Genomic DNA, 15,556 nt, shown 5'->3' with positions numbered 1-15,556 from the left:
GGACTGCTTTAGCGCCGCCTCAACCGATCCACCGTCAAGTGGCGCATGAACCGGCTCGTCGAGGACGGACTGGCTGTGGTCTCCGACGACCTGTACTACCCACCGTGGCACCTGGCCGACGACGCCGGTCTGCGCTCGGACCGCAGAGGAGCTTCAGCGTGTGGCGCAGGCGCGCGGCAGCGAGGGAATGGGCGAACGACGGCGGGAACGCCGCGCTGAGCAACGCACCTCGTATCAGCGGTATGTGGAGTGGCGTGCCGAGCGTGCTGCTCGCCGGTATCAGCCCGACCGGCCGCGGCTGCGCCTGGTGCCCAAGGACGTCGTCGACTCGCGTACGGGGGAGGTCGATCCGCAGTGGGCCGGCTGGGACGTGTCGGACCCGTTCCGGCCGGTGTGGATCGGCGATCGGTCGTTGGCCCCGCCAGGCGAAACCGTCGCCGCGGGGGAGTGCGCATGAGGACCCATCGAATGCGTTGCGCGTGCGCGCCGACGGCCGGGCAACGGTCGTGCAGTGCCGTCTCCGCCTGGCCGGGTAACGGAAGGGTGTTGGGTAGCGTGGAAGCGTGACGAACATATGGACGGGAGTACGCGAGCGCGTGCTGGCGCTGCACACAGCCCCCAGGATGAGCGAGGTCTTTGGCGCGGTCTGGCTCGAGGACCAGGGGCACCGCTTCGAACTCCTGCCGCCGCTTACTCCCGACGAGCTCGGGGAGCTCGAGCGCGAGATCGGTGTGCGGCTGCCCGAGGAATACCGGACCTTCCTGGCGGAGGTCGGCGCCGGCGGCGCCGGCCCCGACTACGGGATTTTCCCTCTGCAACCTGGTACCGAGAGCACCAAGGCACGGGCGAAGAATCTGGCCGTGCCCTTCCGCCCCCAGGAGATCGGCGACCTCTTCGACGAGCACCAGTACAACGAGCCGGCCGGCGAGGACTTCACCGACGCCGAGGCGTTCTCCGCCGCCTACCGCGCGTGGGACACCCGCGACGACGAGTTGCGCGAGGAACTCTTCGCCGGCACGCTCTACCTCAGCTGCCAGGGCTGCGGCTACTACACGGTGCTCGCCGTGACCGGCCCCGAGGCGGGCACCGTCTGGGACGACGTCCAGGCCCTGGGCGAGGGTGTGGCCCCCAAGCGCCACAACGGTGCCGAGCGCATGACCTTCGCCCAGTGGTACCTGGACTGGCTCGCGCACGCCGAACGCACAGCTGGGAAGGACCCCCAGCGGACAACGTGAGGGCAACCGTCCATCGCCGCCGGCCCACATCAACACCACCGACGTGTTGAACCCCGACCTGGGCCGTCGATGGCTATGGGGCCGGTCGACGCGCGCCCACCGCAGGCGACGGCCCTCGCCTCGGCATGCCTGGCCAGGTCGCCCAGCGCAGCGTTGCGGCGGCCTCGGGCGGCAGCAGCCCTGCAGCAATGAGAGCTGCCCGGCCTGCCTGCTGTCCGGCGATCTTGTAGCCGAGCTCGCAGGAGTCCACGTCGTGGAAGCTGCCGTCGGTGACCAGCACAGCGGCGGCGACCCCGTCGAGACCCTCCCGCATGCCCTCCTCCAACCATGGGAGGTACTCCGAGGGCAGCCGGCTCTCAGGCAGCAGGCTCAGCAGCTCCAGTTCGCCTCCGGGGACGGGTGGCTCGAAGTCCGCCACGATATGCGCATACGGTCCGCAGGCACCCACGTTCAGCTTCACACGGACACAAATGTCCGGTACGGGGACGGGGAGAGGGCCGGTCATGACGGTCACGGTAGAAGGGGTCACGGCCAGCAGACCAGCGGGGCGCACCCCCTACGGGGTGGACAGCCGCCAGACGTAAGCGGCGTGGAGGTCGCTGGGCTGGTACGACATGCGCAGGCTCTCGGGCAAAGTCCTGGCGGTGAACACCTCATCCATCTGCAGAGAACCGCCTTCGGGCACCGTTGCCGGGGAGCTCTGGAAGAGCTCCTTCGGGTAGCCGGGCAGCCATGTCACGCCCCGGTTCGCCCCCGCATAGCCACCGGCCCCCAGGCCCAGTTTCACGGGCGCGCCGCTGCGGTTGGTCACGGTGATGGGGATGCGGTAGGTGTGGGCGGCGGATGCGCCGGCCTCCGTCATCTCCGGGGTGGAAGTGATGCGCTGGACGGGGCCGATGGTGACCTGGACGCCGTCCTTGTACGTGATCGTGCCGCCGGGGGCGGGGCGCTTGCCGGTGGCGGCGCCGGTGCGCTTGCGGGCAGGAACCCCGTCATCGCTGTCGTAGCGGATGCAGCCGCCATCGGCCGACAGCACGGGTTTATACGTGAACCAGTCCAGGCGGACGGCGATGGTGACGCCGTGGTCGTCGGTGGTGCGGATGCCCGGCCAGTCCGGCACCGGCTTGTCCGGGTTCAAGGTCTCGGGCGGCGGCGTGTCATGCACTTTCCAGCCGCGTTCCTCCCAGGCGCTGCGGAGCTTGGCAAGATCGGCCGAGTAGTCGGCCTTGCTGGAGTAGTCGAGGCTCCACTCGTAGTCGAGCTGCTTACGGGTCACGCCATCCTGGTAGCGTCCGAAGTCATCGACGCACGAGGTGCCGCCGTGTCCTTCCCGGATCTCACTGACCCACATCCCCGGCCGCAGCTGGCCCAAGACCTTACGCCCGGCCTCGCGGGTGTTGATGTCCTGCCCACGGAAGTGCGCTGCCGACCGCACCGGGCCACCGCCTAGCTCTTCGAAGAAATCGGACACCGCACAGCAAGCCCACCCGACGGCTCCGGCCGCGGCGACAGCGGTCAGCCACCGCCGCACGAGCACCTTGCGGCTGACCGTGCTGCCGGCAGGGGTGTCCGCCGTGCCGGGGACCGGTTCCTGGGGCGTTTGCGTGTCCATGATCCGATCCCACCGCACCCGCCCGGCATACAGGCAGGGACGTGATGCTCATCCGCAGCTGAGTACCCGTACCCAGGACATGCGCGATCCCTCCCACGCAAAGCAGGGCGCACGGCACACGCCGGCTCCGGCTCGTCGCCTGCTCAATGAGCGCCGGACGGGGGAGTACGCAGGTTGTACAGCAGCCGGGCCTCGCACCCCTCGCAGGGATCCGCGCCTTCGAATTCCGACCGCGCCCAGACCCACCTCGACCACGCCCTGCACCTCGTGGGCATGGCCAAGGACGGCGCCGCTCACCTACGCGTGTGGAACAGCTACGCGATGATGGCCCACCAGCGTCAGGAGCACACCACGGCCATCGATGCCGGTACGCCGCCACCCAAGCGGTCGGGATCGGCCGCAAGTGCCCGCTCTATGCCTCTCTAGCGCACGCTCGCCCAGCCGCGCTTCGGTCCCTGGGGTACGCCGAGGCCACCTTGTCCAAGGCCGATCCCGAACAGCCTCACCAGTCATGGATCGCCCATGGATCGCCGTCCACGACCTGTCGGAGCTGACGGCGCTCAAGGCTATCGTCCGAGACCGTATCGGGGACTCCGAGGAGGCCGGGGCCGCCTCGCACCGCGCGTTGTCGTCCATTCCGTGCCAGTTCCACCGCAACCGCGCCCTGGCCTCCACCCGCCTCGCCCCCGCACAGTTGCATCAGCGAGAGATCGAAGGGGCGTGCGTCACCGCCTCCAGCGTCTTCGACCCGATGGCCGGATATCCGGTCCCGGGACGGGTGCGGCCCCTGCTGGGCGACTTCTACCGAGACCTCATCACCCTGGCCCCGGACGCCGCCATCGCGGGAGAGGGGGCGACCGCTTGCGCAGCGAATGGAGCCGAGCTTGGCCACCTTCGACGTCCGGCACTTCACCCACGACGACGCGGCCGAGACCCGCCAGACCCTCGACCTACACGCCGACGCCTATGCCGACCGCGCCGACGACCCGTTCGTCCAGCGCTTCCCCTGGTTCCTGGACCACTGGTCCAGCCATTCCGGATCCTCCTGCGTGATCGGCTACGACGGCTCCGAGCCGATCGGCTGGTGCTGTGACCGCATAGGTTCACCGGGTAGGGGGTCCGCGCGCGCTTGGATGCGTCGTGATGTCCAGTCCGCCCCGCGGGACGGTTCGGCGAGCAGCCTTGAGGGCGCGGAGTCCTGGCCGTTTCCACTGATAGCGCGAAGACCCTGGCGGCGCTGACCTGGTGGGCCACGGCGAGTTGGGCTGCGGGCGTGAACCGCGGCGAGTGGCCGCGCAGGCGGCGTCACTCACGGACCCGGCCTCCTGGGCGGCGCACGCGTGCACGTCCGCATCCGGCGTCGGCCACCCGCCCTCCACGAAGTGGAAACCACCGTGTTGCGCGCCAAACAGGATCGAATCACCCGTTAGACATCTTAGGGGGGGCAGGAGTCAAGCAGGCTGTTCGGTCGGGGGCGACAGGAGTGGTGCGAAGGCGCGCTGTTCGTCGAACAGCTGCCGGGTTTGGAGACAGTGGTGGAGTTGGCCGAGGAAGCGGTTGAGCAGGTGGCGCTGGGCGGCGTTGTGCCAGTCTCCGTGCTCGCGTCGGCGGCGGTAGTGGGCGTTCGATCCGGGAGAGGCCTGAAGGGCTGAGAAAGCCCAGAGGAAGCCGGCGTTCATGAGCCGGTTGTTCTTGACGAAGCGGCGGCCGACGAAGCGTTTCTTGCCAGAGGCGCGGGTGACCGGGGCGGATCCGGCGTAGGACTTGAGCGCCCTGGCATCGGCGAAGCGGGCCCGATCGTCGCCGATCTCGGCGAGGACGCGGGCTGCGAGCAGGGGGCCGAGGCCGGGGAAGCTGAGCAGGATCGCGCTGTCGGCATGCCGGCTGAAGGCGCCTTCGGCGGCTGCGGCAAGGTCGTCCGCGGCCTGACAAGTGGCGTCCAGCTGCTTGAGCAGGGCCAGGAGCTGGTGGCCGAACGCGGCTTCGACGGCCGGGAGCTGCCGGGCGTTCTCAGAGCGGAAGATGTCCCGCGGGCGTGTGGTCTCGGTGTCGAAGGAGCGGGTGCGGCCGCTGCGCTTGAGGGCGGCGCGCAGCTGGGCGAGGGTGAGTTTCGCGGCCTTCGCCGGGGTCGGGGCGAGCGCAGTCCCGGCTCGGCTACCAGTGGGGGCACACCACCGGCCGGCCCGGGGCACGGACTGTCACGGGCAGCGAGCCGGTGATGACCGTTCTGAAGGACGTGGCGATCAAGATCAGCGACTGCCTGCGCGAGTATGCGGAAGCTGCGCTCTAGGCCCAATGTCGTTGCGTTTGTCCTGCGGTGGTTCGGGCATGCGCTGTTGGCAGGATGCTCGGGGGTGGTGCCGGTGGCCGAGAGTATGCCGGAGTTATCGGGTCTGGGGCTGTTGACCTGGGTGTATCCGCCGGGTCTGGTGGACCGGGTGGCTGCTGGGTGTGGCCGGACCGAGGAACGCAGACGGCTTCTGCCCGCGCGGCTGGTGGTCTATTTCGTTCTCGGTCTGGCGTTGTTCTCGCCGGCACCGTATCTGGAGGTGCTACGGCATCTGACCGAGGGTCTGCGCGGGGCCGGGATGCTGGGATCCTGGCGGGTCCCGGCGAAGTCTTCACTGTTCAGAGCCCGGGATCGGCTGGGGCCGGAGCCGTTGCGGGTGCTGTTCGCTACCAGCGCGGGGCCTTTGGGTGACGAGAGGACGCCGGGAACGTTCTGGCGGGGCCTGCGGCTGGTCGCGGTGGACAGCACCTGCTGGGACGTAGCGGACACGGCCGTGAACGAGGCAGCGTTTGGCCGGCCTGGCAATACCCGCGGCCCGGACAGGGCGGCGTTTCCGCAGGTGAGGATGGCCGCGTTGGCCGAGTGTGGCACGCATGCGGTGCTGGACGCGGAACTGGGTGGCTGCCGGACTGGTGAGCTCACCCTGTCCGCCCGCCTGGTCCGCTCGGTGGGGCCGGGCATGTTGGTCCTGGCCGACCGTGAGTTCCTCGGTGTCCCGTTGTGGAGGGCTTTCACCGGGGCCGGCGCCCACGTGTTGTGGCGGGTGTCGGCCAACCGTGTCCTGTCGGTCCAGACCAGGCTGCCGGACGGCTCCTGGCTCAGCCGGATCCATGCCTGCACCGACGGCAAGAAACGCGCCCCAGTCCGGGTCCGCGTGATCGCCTATGGGCTGGACAGGCACGACACCGAGTACCGGCTGGTCACCGACCTGCTCGATGCGGATCGGTTCCCGGCGAAGGAGCTGGCCGCTTTGTACTGCCAGCGGTGGGAGATCGAGTCCGTATTCGGGGAGATCAAGACCCAGCAGCGTGGAACCCGTGTGGTGCTGTCCAGCAAAACACCGGACGGTGTGCTCCAGCAGATCTGGGCCCATCTGCTGGTCCACCACGCGCTCAGGTCACTGATCTGCAGAACAGCTGCTACCCGCGGGACCGACCCCGACCGGCTCTCCTTCACCGACACCCTGCGGTCAGCCCGCCGCAGCGTCACCACAACACCAGGCGTGCTTTCCCCCTGAACAACTGGTCACCGCACTCGCCCGGCTCCGCGATGACCTCCTGTCCCAGCTCCTGCCGCCACGGCGGTTACGGGCGCAACCTCGCGTGGTCAAACGCAAGATGTCCAACTACCGCCTCAAACGCGCTCAACACCGGCACTGGACCCAGCCGACCACACCACCCGCCACAGCCGTCACCATTCACAGCCCGGCATCGCCCAGACCGTAACGCAACAGCATTGGCTCTAGAGGGTGTCGTTCACCGACTCGATCAGTTGCCGCACCGATTTCAGCAGCGACTCGCCCTTGCGGCGTTTCTCCCGCTTGAACGAGGGCCGCAGCAGCTCTGCCCCGCGCATGGCCAGATCGGTCTCGAATTCCTTGGAGGCGAAGCCTTTGTCCGTGATCACCAGCAGGCCGGGGCGGTCGGTGACTGTGTCAGGCTCACGATCCAACATCGCCGTCAGCACCTCGCGCTCGTCCAGCTTCGGGTTCGCAAGGGACCACAAGATCGGCATACCGGTTGGGGTGCACACCAGGTATAGCCGCAGGCCCCAGATGAATCGGGAATGGCTGGCGCAGTATCCGTATCCGGCCCAGCCTGCCAGGTCCGACCGCTTCACGGTGGGGCGTGACCGGCCGCACTCGACCGGGGTGGAGTCGATGATCCAGTGGTTGTCGAACCAGAAGTCGGTGTCCGTTGCAAGGAGCCGTATAGCCCGCTTGACCAGCGGCAGCGCGGCCCGCAGCCGCTTGTTCCAGCCCGGCTGCTTCGGCACGAAGGGGAACATCTCGCCGAGGCGGGAGCCGACGAACCGCAGCCACCTGGACTCCGAGGTGAAGCCCAGCATCACCTGGGCGACGGCGAGGCAGACGAGCTCGGAATCGGTCAGCCGGGGAGGGCGTCCCAGCCACCGGGTGTCCGTGATCTCGTCGTCAATCTTCACATACAGTGCGGTGAGCAGGGCGTCCAGGTCACTCGTCACAGAACGATCTTGGCCGCCCTGTCTGTCTCTCCGGCCGCCGGCAGGGGGCTGCCCGATTGCTCGGCTTCACGCTTGAGCAGGCCGACAAGCCGCGGGAGACCGGACGCCACCGCCATGGCCGCCCGTGCCGGACCTCCCGGTCCGCGCTGTGGCCAAGAGCGCCCAGGGCAGCGCGAAGATCTCAGATCTTCCGCTGTCTGCTGCCCGCCGTTGTCGAAGGCTGCGATGACCTGGCCGTCTGCGTGTCCCGGTCCGGCCCGAGATTGCCGAACCCCCGCGCCATGCCCATGCCATCGATGTCATAGTTGGACGTTGTGTGGACAACGCTTGCGCCGCTCATTGGCGTCCTGCTCGGCGGGCTCATGTCGATGCTGGCCCAGCGCTCGGCAGGACGCGCCTTGGAACGCGGCGAGGCGCGCCGCAGTGTTCGTGAACTTGCCGAGGCGCGCCGCAACGAGCGTCTCACTCACCTCATCGAATTTCTGTCTGCGGTGCAGGAAGCTGAACGAGTCGCGGTGGATCGGCATCACCACAACCTGGCTGACGAGCAGTGGCAGGCCCGGGCCAGGCAGGTCCTTGACAGGGTGTGGGTGATGCAGAAGACGATCCACGTGCTGTGCACGCCTGAGGTCAGCGAAGCGGCACGCAGCCTCGCGTGGGCAGTACAGGAGGTGATCAGGAAGGGCCCCGAAGACCCGGGAGAGCCACAGGATGAGAAAGTCTGGGCGCACATCCGTCCGAGCCGACAGGCATTCCTTGATCTCGTGCGCGACCAGCTGAGTTGAAACCCCGGGGAGGGATTCGGCAGCTGCCGTGAGCGGCCCGGGACAAGCAGCACCAGCTCCGGCCTCCATTGTGCGGCGAGCATCATCTACTTCGTCGGCTTCTCGAGGGACGCAAAGACCGCCTTGGCGCAGGAGGCGTGCATGCCCACGGGCCAGCAGCAGGCCATCGAATGGCCCCTTGGCCCATCGACAAGCTGAACACGATCACTTCGGAATGACTCGTCTAGCTGAACCACGATGTCTTCGAAGAGCTTAAGCGGGCCATGAAGCAGGCCGCGAAGGACATCATCGACGACATCGAGAAGGCCAAGAAGAAGCCCAGCCTCAAGAGCATCACCGGTGCCGTCACCAGCGTGGTCGGCGGGGCCGCCGGACTCCTGCTGAAGTTCGACGTCAACACGGTCCTGAACCTGGACAAGGCCAAGCTGAACCGGATCGTGGACAAGTACACCGGCATTCTGGACGGCCTCACCGCGCGCATGAACGCCCTCAAGGGCGTCCTGGACGAAGCACACATGAGCGCCCCGAACTTCGAGGCCGGCGTTGCCCTGGCACATGGATTCGGCGCAGTCGCTCAACGACTTCAAGCACGAGCAGCAGTGGACGGTCCAGGGCTCGAACGGCAACATCGCCTTCGACCTGGCGGCCAACGAGTACCTCGGCGGCGGCCACACCCTGGACAAGCACGTCGGCAAGACCGACGAGCAGCTCGCCCAGCGCTTGCACGACCAGTCCGACCCGGCCGCCTCATGGCCCGAGAACAGCAGGCCCACCATCGGCGGTTCGTCGAGCTTCAAAACCATGCAGGGTGCGCAGCGGCTCACGGAGCACAACCTCCGGACGAAGGAGGCCGAGATCGAGGCCTGGCTCGCCACCAACCCTCCGGACGGCCAGAACAAGGCCTTCGAGAGCCCCGCGCCCAATGGCGAGGTCAGCGGCACCTACGTCTCCAAGCAGCCCACACCCAATCAGGACGGCTCCCCGGGCACGATCCCTGGAACGGGCTACAAGGATCGCGGCCTCGCAGCGAAGGCAGTCGAGGTCAAATACGTCAAAGTCCGTCCTCAAGTACGATTCCAGCCTCGATCCCCCTACATCATCTACACCTCGATGCCCTCACCGCGACCGATCCCTCAGGGCCCCTGATGACCCCCCTCGACAGCAACACCTGGGAAGCTGCACTGGTACGGCTCCTGGAGGACGTCTACACCTTCGCCAGGAGCGGCCCCCGGCTGCACGAGGACTGGGCCGAGGACGTCCTCGCCGTCATGGAGCGGTCGGTCGACGACCCCCGTGGCTGGCCTGCCCTGGAGTGGCAGACGGACCAGGAGGGACGGGAGACCGTCCGTCCCTCCTACCCGTTCCGCGCGATGACCGCCGCGGACCTCCGCGCCCGGGTCCACCCGATCACGGCAGGGGCTGCCGTCGAGCTGCTCGCCTCGCTGACACAGGAGTGGTTCTTCGAGGGCTTCCCGGTCCGGTCGCGGGCGGACCGCGACGTGGTGCTGGCGGACGCCCGGATCGTGCTGCACCGGTTCGGCCCCGATGCGGTGTTCTGGTCCTCCTCCGACCTGGCCCGCACCTCCGACGCGCCCGACTTCCTGGCGGGGGACCTCGAAGGCGGCCACCCCGTCACCGACCACCTCATGGACCTCGGTCTGATCGCGGTGTCCGCAGACGAGGTGGGCGTCTTCTGGTCGTTCAACGTGAATTGAGACAATGATCCGATGCTGACCCGATCCTCCACCTACCCTGACCGGAAGACCGCCCAGTGAGCCACCCAGCAGGTGGTGACCGCCAATGAGCAGGTCAACCACCGCTGGCTCGCCCAGGGAACTCGGGCCCGCCTCACCATCGAGGCCGCCTGGCCGTCCCGAGAGGAGCCCGTCGGCCGGGTGCAACTGGAGGCGATGCTGCTTGCCGGACAGGAACCGCTCGACGCCCGCGTCGCCCGCGTCGTACTGCGCCGGCAGCCCGCCAGCCCGTACGGATTCGTCGTCCAGACCGGAACCGCTCCCCACCGGGGGATCTGGGGAGCTCAGCGACGACGTGCTCGTCCACCCTGGCTCACCGCCCTCTTCTTCACCGGCCTGCCGTTCACGCAACTTCCGGACAACAGCAACTGCCGCGAGCAGGCCATCAACTCCTATGCCCGGCGCCTTCCCCGAGCCGGACCCACCTATGTCAGCAGTGCGGCTTACTCCTTGAACGATGCTTCGCACGCCTCAAGCAGTTCCGCGCGATCGCGACCCGGTTCGACAAGCTCGCCGACCACTACCGAGCCGGAATCGTCCTGGCCTCCTTGATTCACTGGCTCCGCGAACCAGCTAGTGCTGTGACCGGGAAGATTTGCCGGGTTGGGTGGTCAGGCCGCGGCTGATAGGGGTCTGCCGCCCCAGCGGACACCCTTTTCGCTTCGGATGCGGGCACGCTCGCGTCGCTGTGCGGCCAGCACGTCTGGGTGTCGGGTGTGCATGTTGCGCCAGCGCAGGTAGGCGTGCAGAGCCCTGGTCTGAACGGTGTGGTTCGGGTGGTGGGAGTTGGCCAGGGTGAACTGTCGCAGGGGTCCGAAGTGGGCCTCGATGGGGTTGGCCCAGGACGCGTAGGTCGGGGTGAAGCACAGTTCGACCTTCTTGCGGGCCGCCCACCTGCGGATTTTCCAGTTCAGGTGGGCGGAGAGGTTGTCGAGGATCACGTAGATCGGGGCGCCGTCGGGGCGGGCAGTGCGGATCGACCGCAGGGCGGCCCAGGTGTGGTCGATGCCCTTGCGTCTGTGGTTGACGCCCCAGAGCTTGTCGTCGCCGACGGAGTAGCAGCCGTGGAAGTAGGTGATGCCGTGGGTGCGTCGGTAGGTGACCGGCAACCGGTCCGGCTTGCCTTGTTCGGCCCAGCACGATCCGGCAGTCGGACGGATCCCCAAGGGCCCGAACTCGTCGAAGGCGAATGTGCGGTCCGGGCGCTCGTTGATCGCGTATTCGATCCTGGCGAGCCTGGCGTCGAAGGCCGGGTCCGGGGACTCCTTCCAGGACTTCGTGCGCTGGAAGGAGATGCCCCCGCGGGTCAGCAGGCAGCGCAGGGCCTCGCGTCTGATGTGGATCGGCCGGGTGCTGTCGCGTCGCAGGTGGCCGGCGAGTTTGCGGACCGACCAGCGGGTGAAGGGCTTGCCCAGTGCGGTCGGGCGGGTGGTGGCCGCCTGGACGACGAAGTCCTCGTCGTCACGGTTGAGAAGGCGGGGACGGCCTCCCGCCCACTGAGGGTCCAGGCATGCGAGCCCGATCTCGTTGAAGCGGTGGATCACGTCGCGGACGGTGTCCTCATCCGCCTGGACCAACCGTGCGATGACCGGGACGGTGCTGCCGCCGGCTGACGCCAGCAGCATCATCGCCCGCCTAAACCGCACCGAGCTGGTACTGCCCCGCCGAACAATCTGCTGCAGTTTCTGACCTTCCTGCTCGGTCAGTCCGCGAACCCGGACCGGTACGCCATGTCCGCCCCCATGCCTGTCGAAGTCGTCACATCCGACCAGCACAACGAGCAACCCGGCAAACCTTCCCGGACACAGCACTAGGGGGCTGTGACGGCGGGTGGCCGCTCGCTCACAGATCACCCCCCGGGCGGGCAGGGCCCACAAGCCCACGACTCCACCGCCGCAGACGCCGCCCTGCCCGATGAGGGAAAGTCACACCGCAAAGGGAGATCACTTGTTCGCCCACAGGGGCATGTAAAGGCCACCCAGAAGGACGCGGCCCTGTCCGTGGACAGCTTCAACGCCAGCCCAGCGCCCGAGGCCATCCTTCGGACGCCATGGCGGCCCTGCCCAGGAGGGAGGGTCAAGGCCGCACGAGGGAAGCCCTGTCGTCACCGCAAGGTTCCGGAAGACCCTGGCTCCCATGCCTCAGCTGGCGCGTTCCCGCATGAGGCATTCGTATTCGGCCATCGAGGCCCGCCAAGCTGAACGCGTGGGCGCCGAGTGATGCGCCCAGACATGACCGGCCTGGCAGGGGCTCACGGGGTGTCCATGCGCTGTTTTTCACCACCGCATGCCGCTTCACACGCCTGCTGTTTCCAGCCACCCCGCACGCACACTCATGGCACTGCAGGGGGCGCCTCCGGCGCAAGAACCGGGCCCCGCAAGGGTGCGGATTTCTGCGACGTCACATGCCGTGCGCCCCTGCCGCACCCGCCCGCTGACGACGGCCTGATCCCCAGGGCCCGTACGGACGCGTGGCAACAAACATCCCCTGCCTGTCGTTCTCACCCCAGAGGGGAGAGAGAACGGAGAGGAGCACCAATGCAGGCGATACCCCTTCGTCGTGGACTGGCGAGCCTGTCCACGGTGGCGCTGATGGCCTTCGGGCTCGTCGGCCTGTCGGCCACGGCCGCCTCCGCCCTGCCGGCGCAGTGCACGGGCACGGAAACCAACGGCCCGGACAACATCACCTGCCCGTTCCTGCTGCCCGGGCAGACCATCAACAGCCTCGGCGGCAACGACACCATCACGATCCTGGCGAGCGCCGGGGGCACCGTGAACTCGGGTTCCGGCAGCGACATCCTCACCGTCGGCTCGGTGGACACCCTGGCCGCCTTCGATACCGGCACCGGCAACGACACCGTCCGTATCCTCGGCAACCACGCCGGCAACTCACTGAACACTGGGGACGGCGACGACACCGTCGAGATCACCGGCAACAAGACCGGAGCTGCCGACACCGGTTCGGGCAACGACCGGTTCATCGTCCACGGCGCTGTCACCGCCGACGAGCTGAGCCTGGGCCCCGGAAACGACTTCGCCAACATCAACACCTACAACGTCAGCGACAGCAGCCTCCACGGCGGCGGCGGCGCCGACAGCATCACCGTGGGCGTCTGCAATCTCAGCACCCTCGAGGGTGACGACGGTGACGACACCATCGACGTCACCGACGCCAACGGCTGCAATGTCAGAGGCGGGGCCGGTAACGACAACATCCACGAAGGCGCCGAAGCCACCGGCACCGTCGACGGTGGCCCCGGCATGGACACCTGCCAGGAAGACATCCCCTTCCTCGGCACCGAATCCAACTGCGAGGTATAGCCCCTCGCCCTGACCCAGCCCGAACCCGGCCCGGACACCTGCCCCCGCTCCCTTCACGGAGACGGCAATCCCGAGCCGGGCTCTCACCTGCCCCTTGCAAGTCGCCGCGCCCGGCAAGCCCGTCACCGACCACTCCTGGGCAACTCGCAAAAGCTACCCGTCTGCGACCAAGGCTTCACAAGTAGCACTTACACCACCACCATCGAGGACCGGTGGGGTGTACAACGGGCAGGATGAGGGCCGGCTTGCTGGCGGCGGCGCCGTAGCCGGGACGGCGGCATGCTGAAGGTGACAGGAGACGGACAAGCCAGCAATTCCCGGCCGCAGGAGCCTGCGGTCGGGCCTGCCGCTTGGCCACCGGTGGAGTGCTGGTCAGGTCTCGTCGATACAGGTGAACACCTCATCGAGACGTGCACCGTCCTCACTGGTCAGGCCAACATCTCCCCAGCTCGTCCCGGAGGCCCTCAACGCCTCGGCCAGCGAGCCGCACTCTGGATGCAGCCGCTCCAGCCGCTTCAGTTCCGGCACCGCAAGATCAACTCGGTGCACCCACTCCGCCAGCCCATCCACGCCGACCGAATGCGCTTCTGATGCTTGCTGTTCCCCTGGGCCCTCTCCCACCCTCAGTACAACGACCCCAAGGCCAGCCGGCAACGGCTACAACCCCGCGACGCGCACATGCAAGTCGGAAGCCGATCAGGACGCCGGGGGCGGCGACAAGGCGCAGTGGCGGAGCGCCTTCGTCGACGGCGTCCACTCCGCGACCGGCATGTAGAAGACGGTCAAGCTCAGGTGCGGGGGCTGCTGTCCTCGACGTAGACCTTGATGGAGCCCTCGTAGTCTTCCGCGTAGGCGCAGGCGCTTCCACCCAGCTCTTGGACCCGTTGCACGGTGCGATCGAAGAAGTCCCTGCCTGAGGGCCACAGGCAGGCCAGCAGCAGGTCCTGGTGGTACGCGAGCAGCTCTCCGTCCTTACAGCGCAGCGTGATGGGGAAGAGGTGCTCTTGGGTCCGGGCGGCGAGTTCCTGGCGGGCGCCTGGCTTCCAGGGGGCCCAGTGTCCGGTGAAGGGCAGGATCAGCTCGGGGCGTAGCGTCCGGGTGTAGGCGATGGCCATCTGCTGCAAGTCCTCCCACCAGGGCATCAGCAGGCGTATGTCGCTGTCGGTGTAGCTGTACATGAGGTTGTGGGAGGCGGTGATGGCCGACCCGTAGTCGGCCTTCCTCTTCCGGTACTCCTTGGGGCCGACGCGGCGCACTTGCACGTAAGCGTGGCAGCCGACGGGGCCACCGGTGGCGTAGGCCAGGGCGCGTATGGGGCCGCCCAGGGCGACCAGGTTGCGGTCGTACATGTAGCCGACGTGCCGTTCGTGGTCGGTGCCAGGGTGCTCGGGCGGGGCGGCCACGCTGACGGCTTTGGGGTTGTAGTCGTTGTCGGGACGCGGAACGAGCTGGACCTTGACGGGCATGACGGTTTCCCCTTGCCCGGGCAGTCTGCTGATGCGGTCAAGGCCACCGGAGGCGGCCTCGCGCTGGACGAAGGCGTGGAAAGCCTTCTCGGCGGGCTCGCCCCAGACGGAGACGCCGAGCGCGAATTTGGGCTGCCGGTTCGGCGGAATCAAGGTGAGTCCCGATTCCTGGTCGAACACGAGGGAATCTGTCGCCGTACCCACCCGATCCCGCCTCTGCTTCACCGTCGTAGAACACCGCCCACCGCGCCACTTCGCCGGGCATGGATGCCGTGCACAGGCAGCACGGAACCATGGCCAGGGGAGAAGGGAGCGCAGGCTGACGGTGACGATATCCGCCGGCCTTTCGTGCAGCATGGCCGGGGAGGGGCTTGTGCAGGGCTCCCACTGAGCTGGCGCCCTCGCATCGGCGCCGGTAACAGCGGAAACTCTCCTGGCGTCCTGCCGCGCTGAGGGGCTTCCCCGGCCGTAGAGCACCGCAGCCAGACGGCAGCGCCGCAGGGCGCGCCTCAGCGTGAAGAAATGAGGCTGATCGAGGATGCCGTTCGTTTGTGCGGGGCAGGCTGCGGTCGTGACGCAGCCCAGCTCGACGCCGCGCAGGGAGTCCGGGACGTAGGCGTCGATCCGGGCTTGGTGCTGGGGGGTGCTGGTCTGGCTGGGGGTGTGGTTGTGGGTGTGGTCAAGCGGGGGCGGGTTGTTGTCGGCCGTGCCTGAGGACCTGCTTGAGGGTGTCGCCCCCGCTGGGTGCGGCTGGGCTGCTATTGGCGGGGTGGTGGGTGTTTCTGCTGGCGCCGTCGCCTGTTGCTGCCGTCAGTCTTTTGCCGGCCGTAGCCATTAGGTGGTCTGGTGAGGCGCTGCCCGCGTTGGGCGGGGAAACGCAAAAAGGGAGAGC

General features: G+C 67.9%; 14 protein-coding genes and 4 pseudogenes. 10 read left to right on the top strand and 8 right to left on the bottom strand.

Annotated elements, in window-relative coordinates:
* Positions 1 to 160: 160 nt before the first annotated feature.
* Together LE181_RS01770 and LE181_RS01765 are read left to right on the top strand one after the other, a co-directional pair.
* A complete protein-coding gene (locus LE181_RS01770) occupies positions 161 to 457 on the top strand; it encodes a hypothetical protein (RefSeq protein WP_225659088.1) in 297 nt (98 codons plus the stop codon).
* A 106-nt stretch (positions 458 to 563) separates the two neighbouring features.
* Positions 564 to 1,235 carry an SMI1/KNR4 family protein gene (locus tag LE181_RS01765; protein ID WP_225659087.1) on the top strand — a complete coding sequence of 224 codons (672 nt, stop codon included), beginning with the start codon at positions 564 to 566 and terminating at the stop codon, positions 1,233 to 1,235.
* 73 nt (positions 1,236 to 1,308) lie between these two features.
* Here LE181_RS01765 and LE181_RS01760 read toward each other — a convergent pair whose 3' ends face one another.
* Both LE181_RS01760 and LE181_RS01755 read right to left on the bottom strand, forming a co-directional pair.
* A complete protein-coding gene (locus LE181_RS01760) occupies positions 1,309 to 1,695 on the bottom strand; it encodes a hypothetical protein (protein ID WP_225659086.1) in 387 nt (128 codons plus the stop codon).
* A 96-nt stretch (positions 1,696 to 1,791) separates the two neighbouring features.
* The gene (locus LE181_RS01755; RefSeq protein ID WP_225659085.1) at positions 1,792 to 2,847 is read right to left on the bottom strand and encodes a hypothetical protein; all 1,056 of its coding nucleotides are present in this window, start codon (positions 2,845 to 2,847) and stop codon (positions 1,792 to 1,794) included.
* Between the two features lie 884 nt (positions 2,848 to 3,731).
* Between LE181_RS01755 and LE181_RS01750 the strand changes: the two genes are divergently transcribed.
* Positions 3,732 to 4,088, top strand: a complete 357-nt coding sequence (locus LE181_RS01750; RefSeq protein WP_225659084.1) for a hypothetical protein — start codon at positions 3,732 to 3,734, stop codon at positions 4,086 to 4,088.
* Positions 4,089 to 4,298: 210 nt separating this feature from the next.
* Here the strand turns inward: LE181_RS01750 and LE181_RS01745 are convergent.
* Positions 4,299 to 4,985: pseudogene (locus LE181_RS01745) on the bottom strand (transposase); the annotation flags it as partial.
* Between the two features lie 237 nt (positions 4,986 to 5,222).
* On the opposite strand from LE181_RS01745, the gene LE181_RS01740 reads away from it, so the two are divergent.
* On the top strand, positions 5,223 to 6,374 hold the full coding sequence (locus LE181_RS01740) for an IS4 family transposase (protein ID WP_225659348.1): 1,152 nt from the start codon (positions 5,223 to 5,225) through the stop codon (positions 6,372 to 6,374).
* A gap of 227 nt (positions 6,375 to 6,601) precedes the next feature.
* On the opposite strand, the pseudogene LE181_RS01735 reads toward LE181_RS01740, so the two are convergent.
* A pseudogene (locus LE181_RS01735) lies at positions 6,602 to 7,339 on the bottom strand (IS982 family transposase); the annotation flags it as partial.
* Between the two features lie 314 nt (positions 7,340 to 7,653).
* Between LE181_RS01735 and LE181_RS01730 the strand changes: the two are divergent.
* Positions 7,654 to 8,124 (top strand): hypothetical protein, encoded by a 471-nt coding sequence (locus tag LE181_RS01730; RefSeq protein ID WP_225659082.1) that lies wholly within the window; start codon positions 7,654 to 7,656, stop codon positions 8,122 to 8,124.
* An 86-nt stretch (positions 8,125 to 8,210) separates the two neighbouring features.
* On the opposite strand, the gene LE181_RS01725 is transcribed toward LE181_RS01730, so the two are convergent.
* The gene (locus LE181_RS01725) at positions 8,211 to 8,681 is read right to left on the bottom strand and encodes a hypothetical protein (RefSeq protein WP_225659081.1); all 471 of its coding nucleotides are present in this window, start codon (positions 8,679 to 8,681) and stop codon (positions 8,211 to 8,213) included.
* Between LE181_RS01725 and LE181_RS01720 the strand changes: the two genes are divergently transcribed.
* The 4 genes and pseudogenes from LE181_RS01720 to LE181_RS01705 all read left to right on the top strand — a co-directional run.
* On the top strand, positions 8,680 to 9,270 hold the full coding sequence (locus tag LE181_RS01720) for an RNase A-like domain-containing protein (protein WP_225659080.1): 591 nt from the start codon (positions 8,680 to 8,682) through the stop codon (positions 9,268 to 9,270). The genes LE181_RS01725 and LE181_RS01720 overlap by 2 nt on opposite strands.
* Positions 9,270 to 9,839, top strand: a complete 570-nt coding sequence (locus tag LE181_RS01715; RefSeq protein ID WP_225659079.1) for a hypothetical protein — start codon at positions 9,270 to 9,272, stop codon at positions 9,837 to 9,839. Before LE181_RS01720 ends, LE181_RS01715 begins: the two co-directional genes overlap by 1 nt.
* 72 nt (positions 9,840 to 9,911) lie before the next feature.
* Positions 9,912 to 10,130, top strand: a pseudogene (locus tag LE181_RS01710) (RNase A-like domain-containing protein); the annotation flags it as partial.
* A 194-nt stretch (positions 10,131 to 10,324) separates the two neighbouring features.
* Positions 10,325 to 10,504 (top strand): annotated as a pseudogene (locus tag LE181_RS01705) (hypothetical protein); the annotation flags it as partial.
* Here LE181_RS01705 and LE181_RS01700 read toward each other — a convergent pair.
* On the bottom strand, positions 10,490 to 11,650 hold the full coding sequence (locus LE181_RS01700) for an IS630 family transposase (protein WP_443742919.1): 1,161 nt from the start codon (positions 11,648 to 11,650) through the stop codon (positions 10,490 to 10,492). The pseudogene LE181_RS01705 and the gene LE181_RS01700 overlap by 15 nt on opposite strands.
* A 765-nt stretch (positions 11,651 to 12,415) precedes the next feature.
* Between LE181_RS01700 and LE181_RS01695 the strand changes: the two genes are divergently transcribed.
* Positions 12,416 to 13,198, top strand: a complete 783-nt coding sequence (locus tag LE181_RS01695; protein ID WP_225659077.1) for a hypothetical protein — start codon at positions 12,416 to 12,418, stop codon at positions 13,196 to 13,198.
* A gap of 372 nt (positions 13,199 to 13,570) precedes the next feature.
* On the opposite strand, the gene LE181_RS01690 is transcribed toward LE181_RS01695, so the two are convergent.
* Positions 13,571 to 13,726, bottom strand: coding sequence for a hypothetical protein (locus LE181_RS01690; RefSeq protein WP_225659076.1), 156 nt, complete (start codon positions 13,724 to 13,726; stop codon positions 13,571 to 13,573).
* A gap of 260 nt (positions 13,727 to 13,986) precedes the next feature.
* Positions 13,987 to 14,844 (bottom strand): hypothetical protein, encoded by an 858-nt coding sequence (locus LE181_RS01685; protein ID WP_225659075.1) that lies wholly within the window; start codon positions 14,842 to 14,844, stop codon positions 13,987 to 13,989.
* Between the last annotated feature and the right edge of the window lie 712 nt (positions 14,845 to 15,556).

The organism is Streptomyces sichuanensis, assembly GCF_020328095.1.
Taxonomy (GTDB): domain Bacteria; phylum Actinomycetota; class Actinomycetes; order Streptomycetales; family Streptomycetaceae; genus Streptomyces; species Streptomyces cinnamoneus.
This window is presented reverse-complemented; position numbering and strand designations above follow the sequence as displayed.

Coding starts and splice junctions, on each gene's coding strand:
- LE181_RS01755 (WP_225659085.1), bottom strand. CDS start 2,847: ATGGACACGCAAACGCCCCAGGAACCGGTCCCCGGCACGGCGGACACC.
- LE181_RS01740 (WP_225659348.1), top strand. CDS start 5,223: ATGCCGGAGTTATCGGGTCTGGGGCTGTTGACCTGGGTGTATCCGCCG.
- LE181_RS01720 (WP_225659080.1), top strand. CDS start 8,680: ATGGATTCGGCGCAGTCGCTCAACGACTTCAAGCACGAGCAGCAGTGG.
- LE181_RS01725 (WP_225659081.1), bottom strand. CDS start 8,681: ATGTGCCAGGGCAACGCCGGCCTCGAAGTTCGGGGCGCTCATGTGTGC.
- LE181_RS01715 (WP_225659079.1), top strand. CDS start 9,270: ATGACCCCCCTCGACAGCAACACCTGGGAAGCTGCACTGGTACGGCTC.
- LE181_RS01695 (WP_225659077.1), top strand. CDS start 12,416: ATGCAGGCGATACCCCTTCGTCGTGGACTGGCGAGCCTGTCCACGGTG.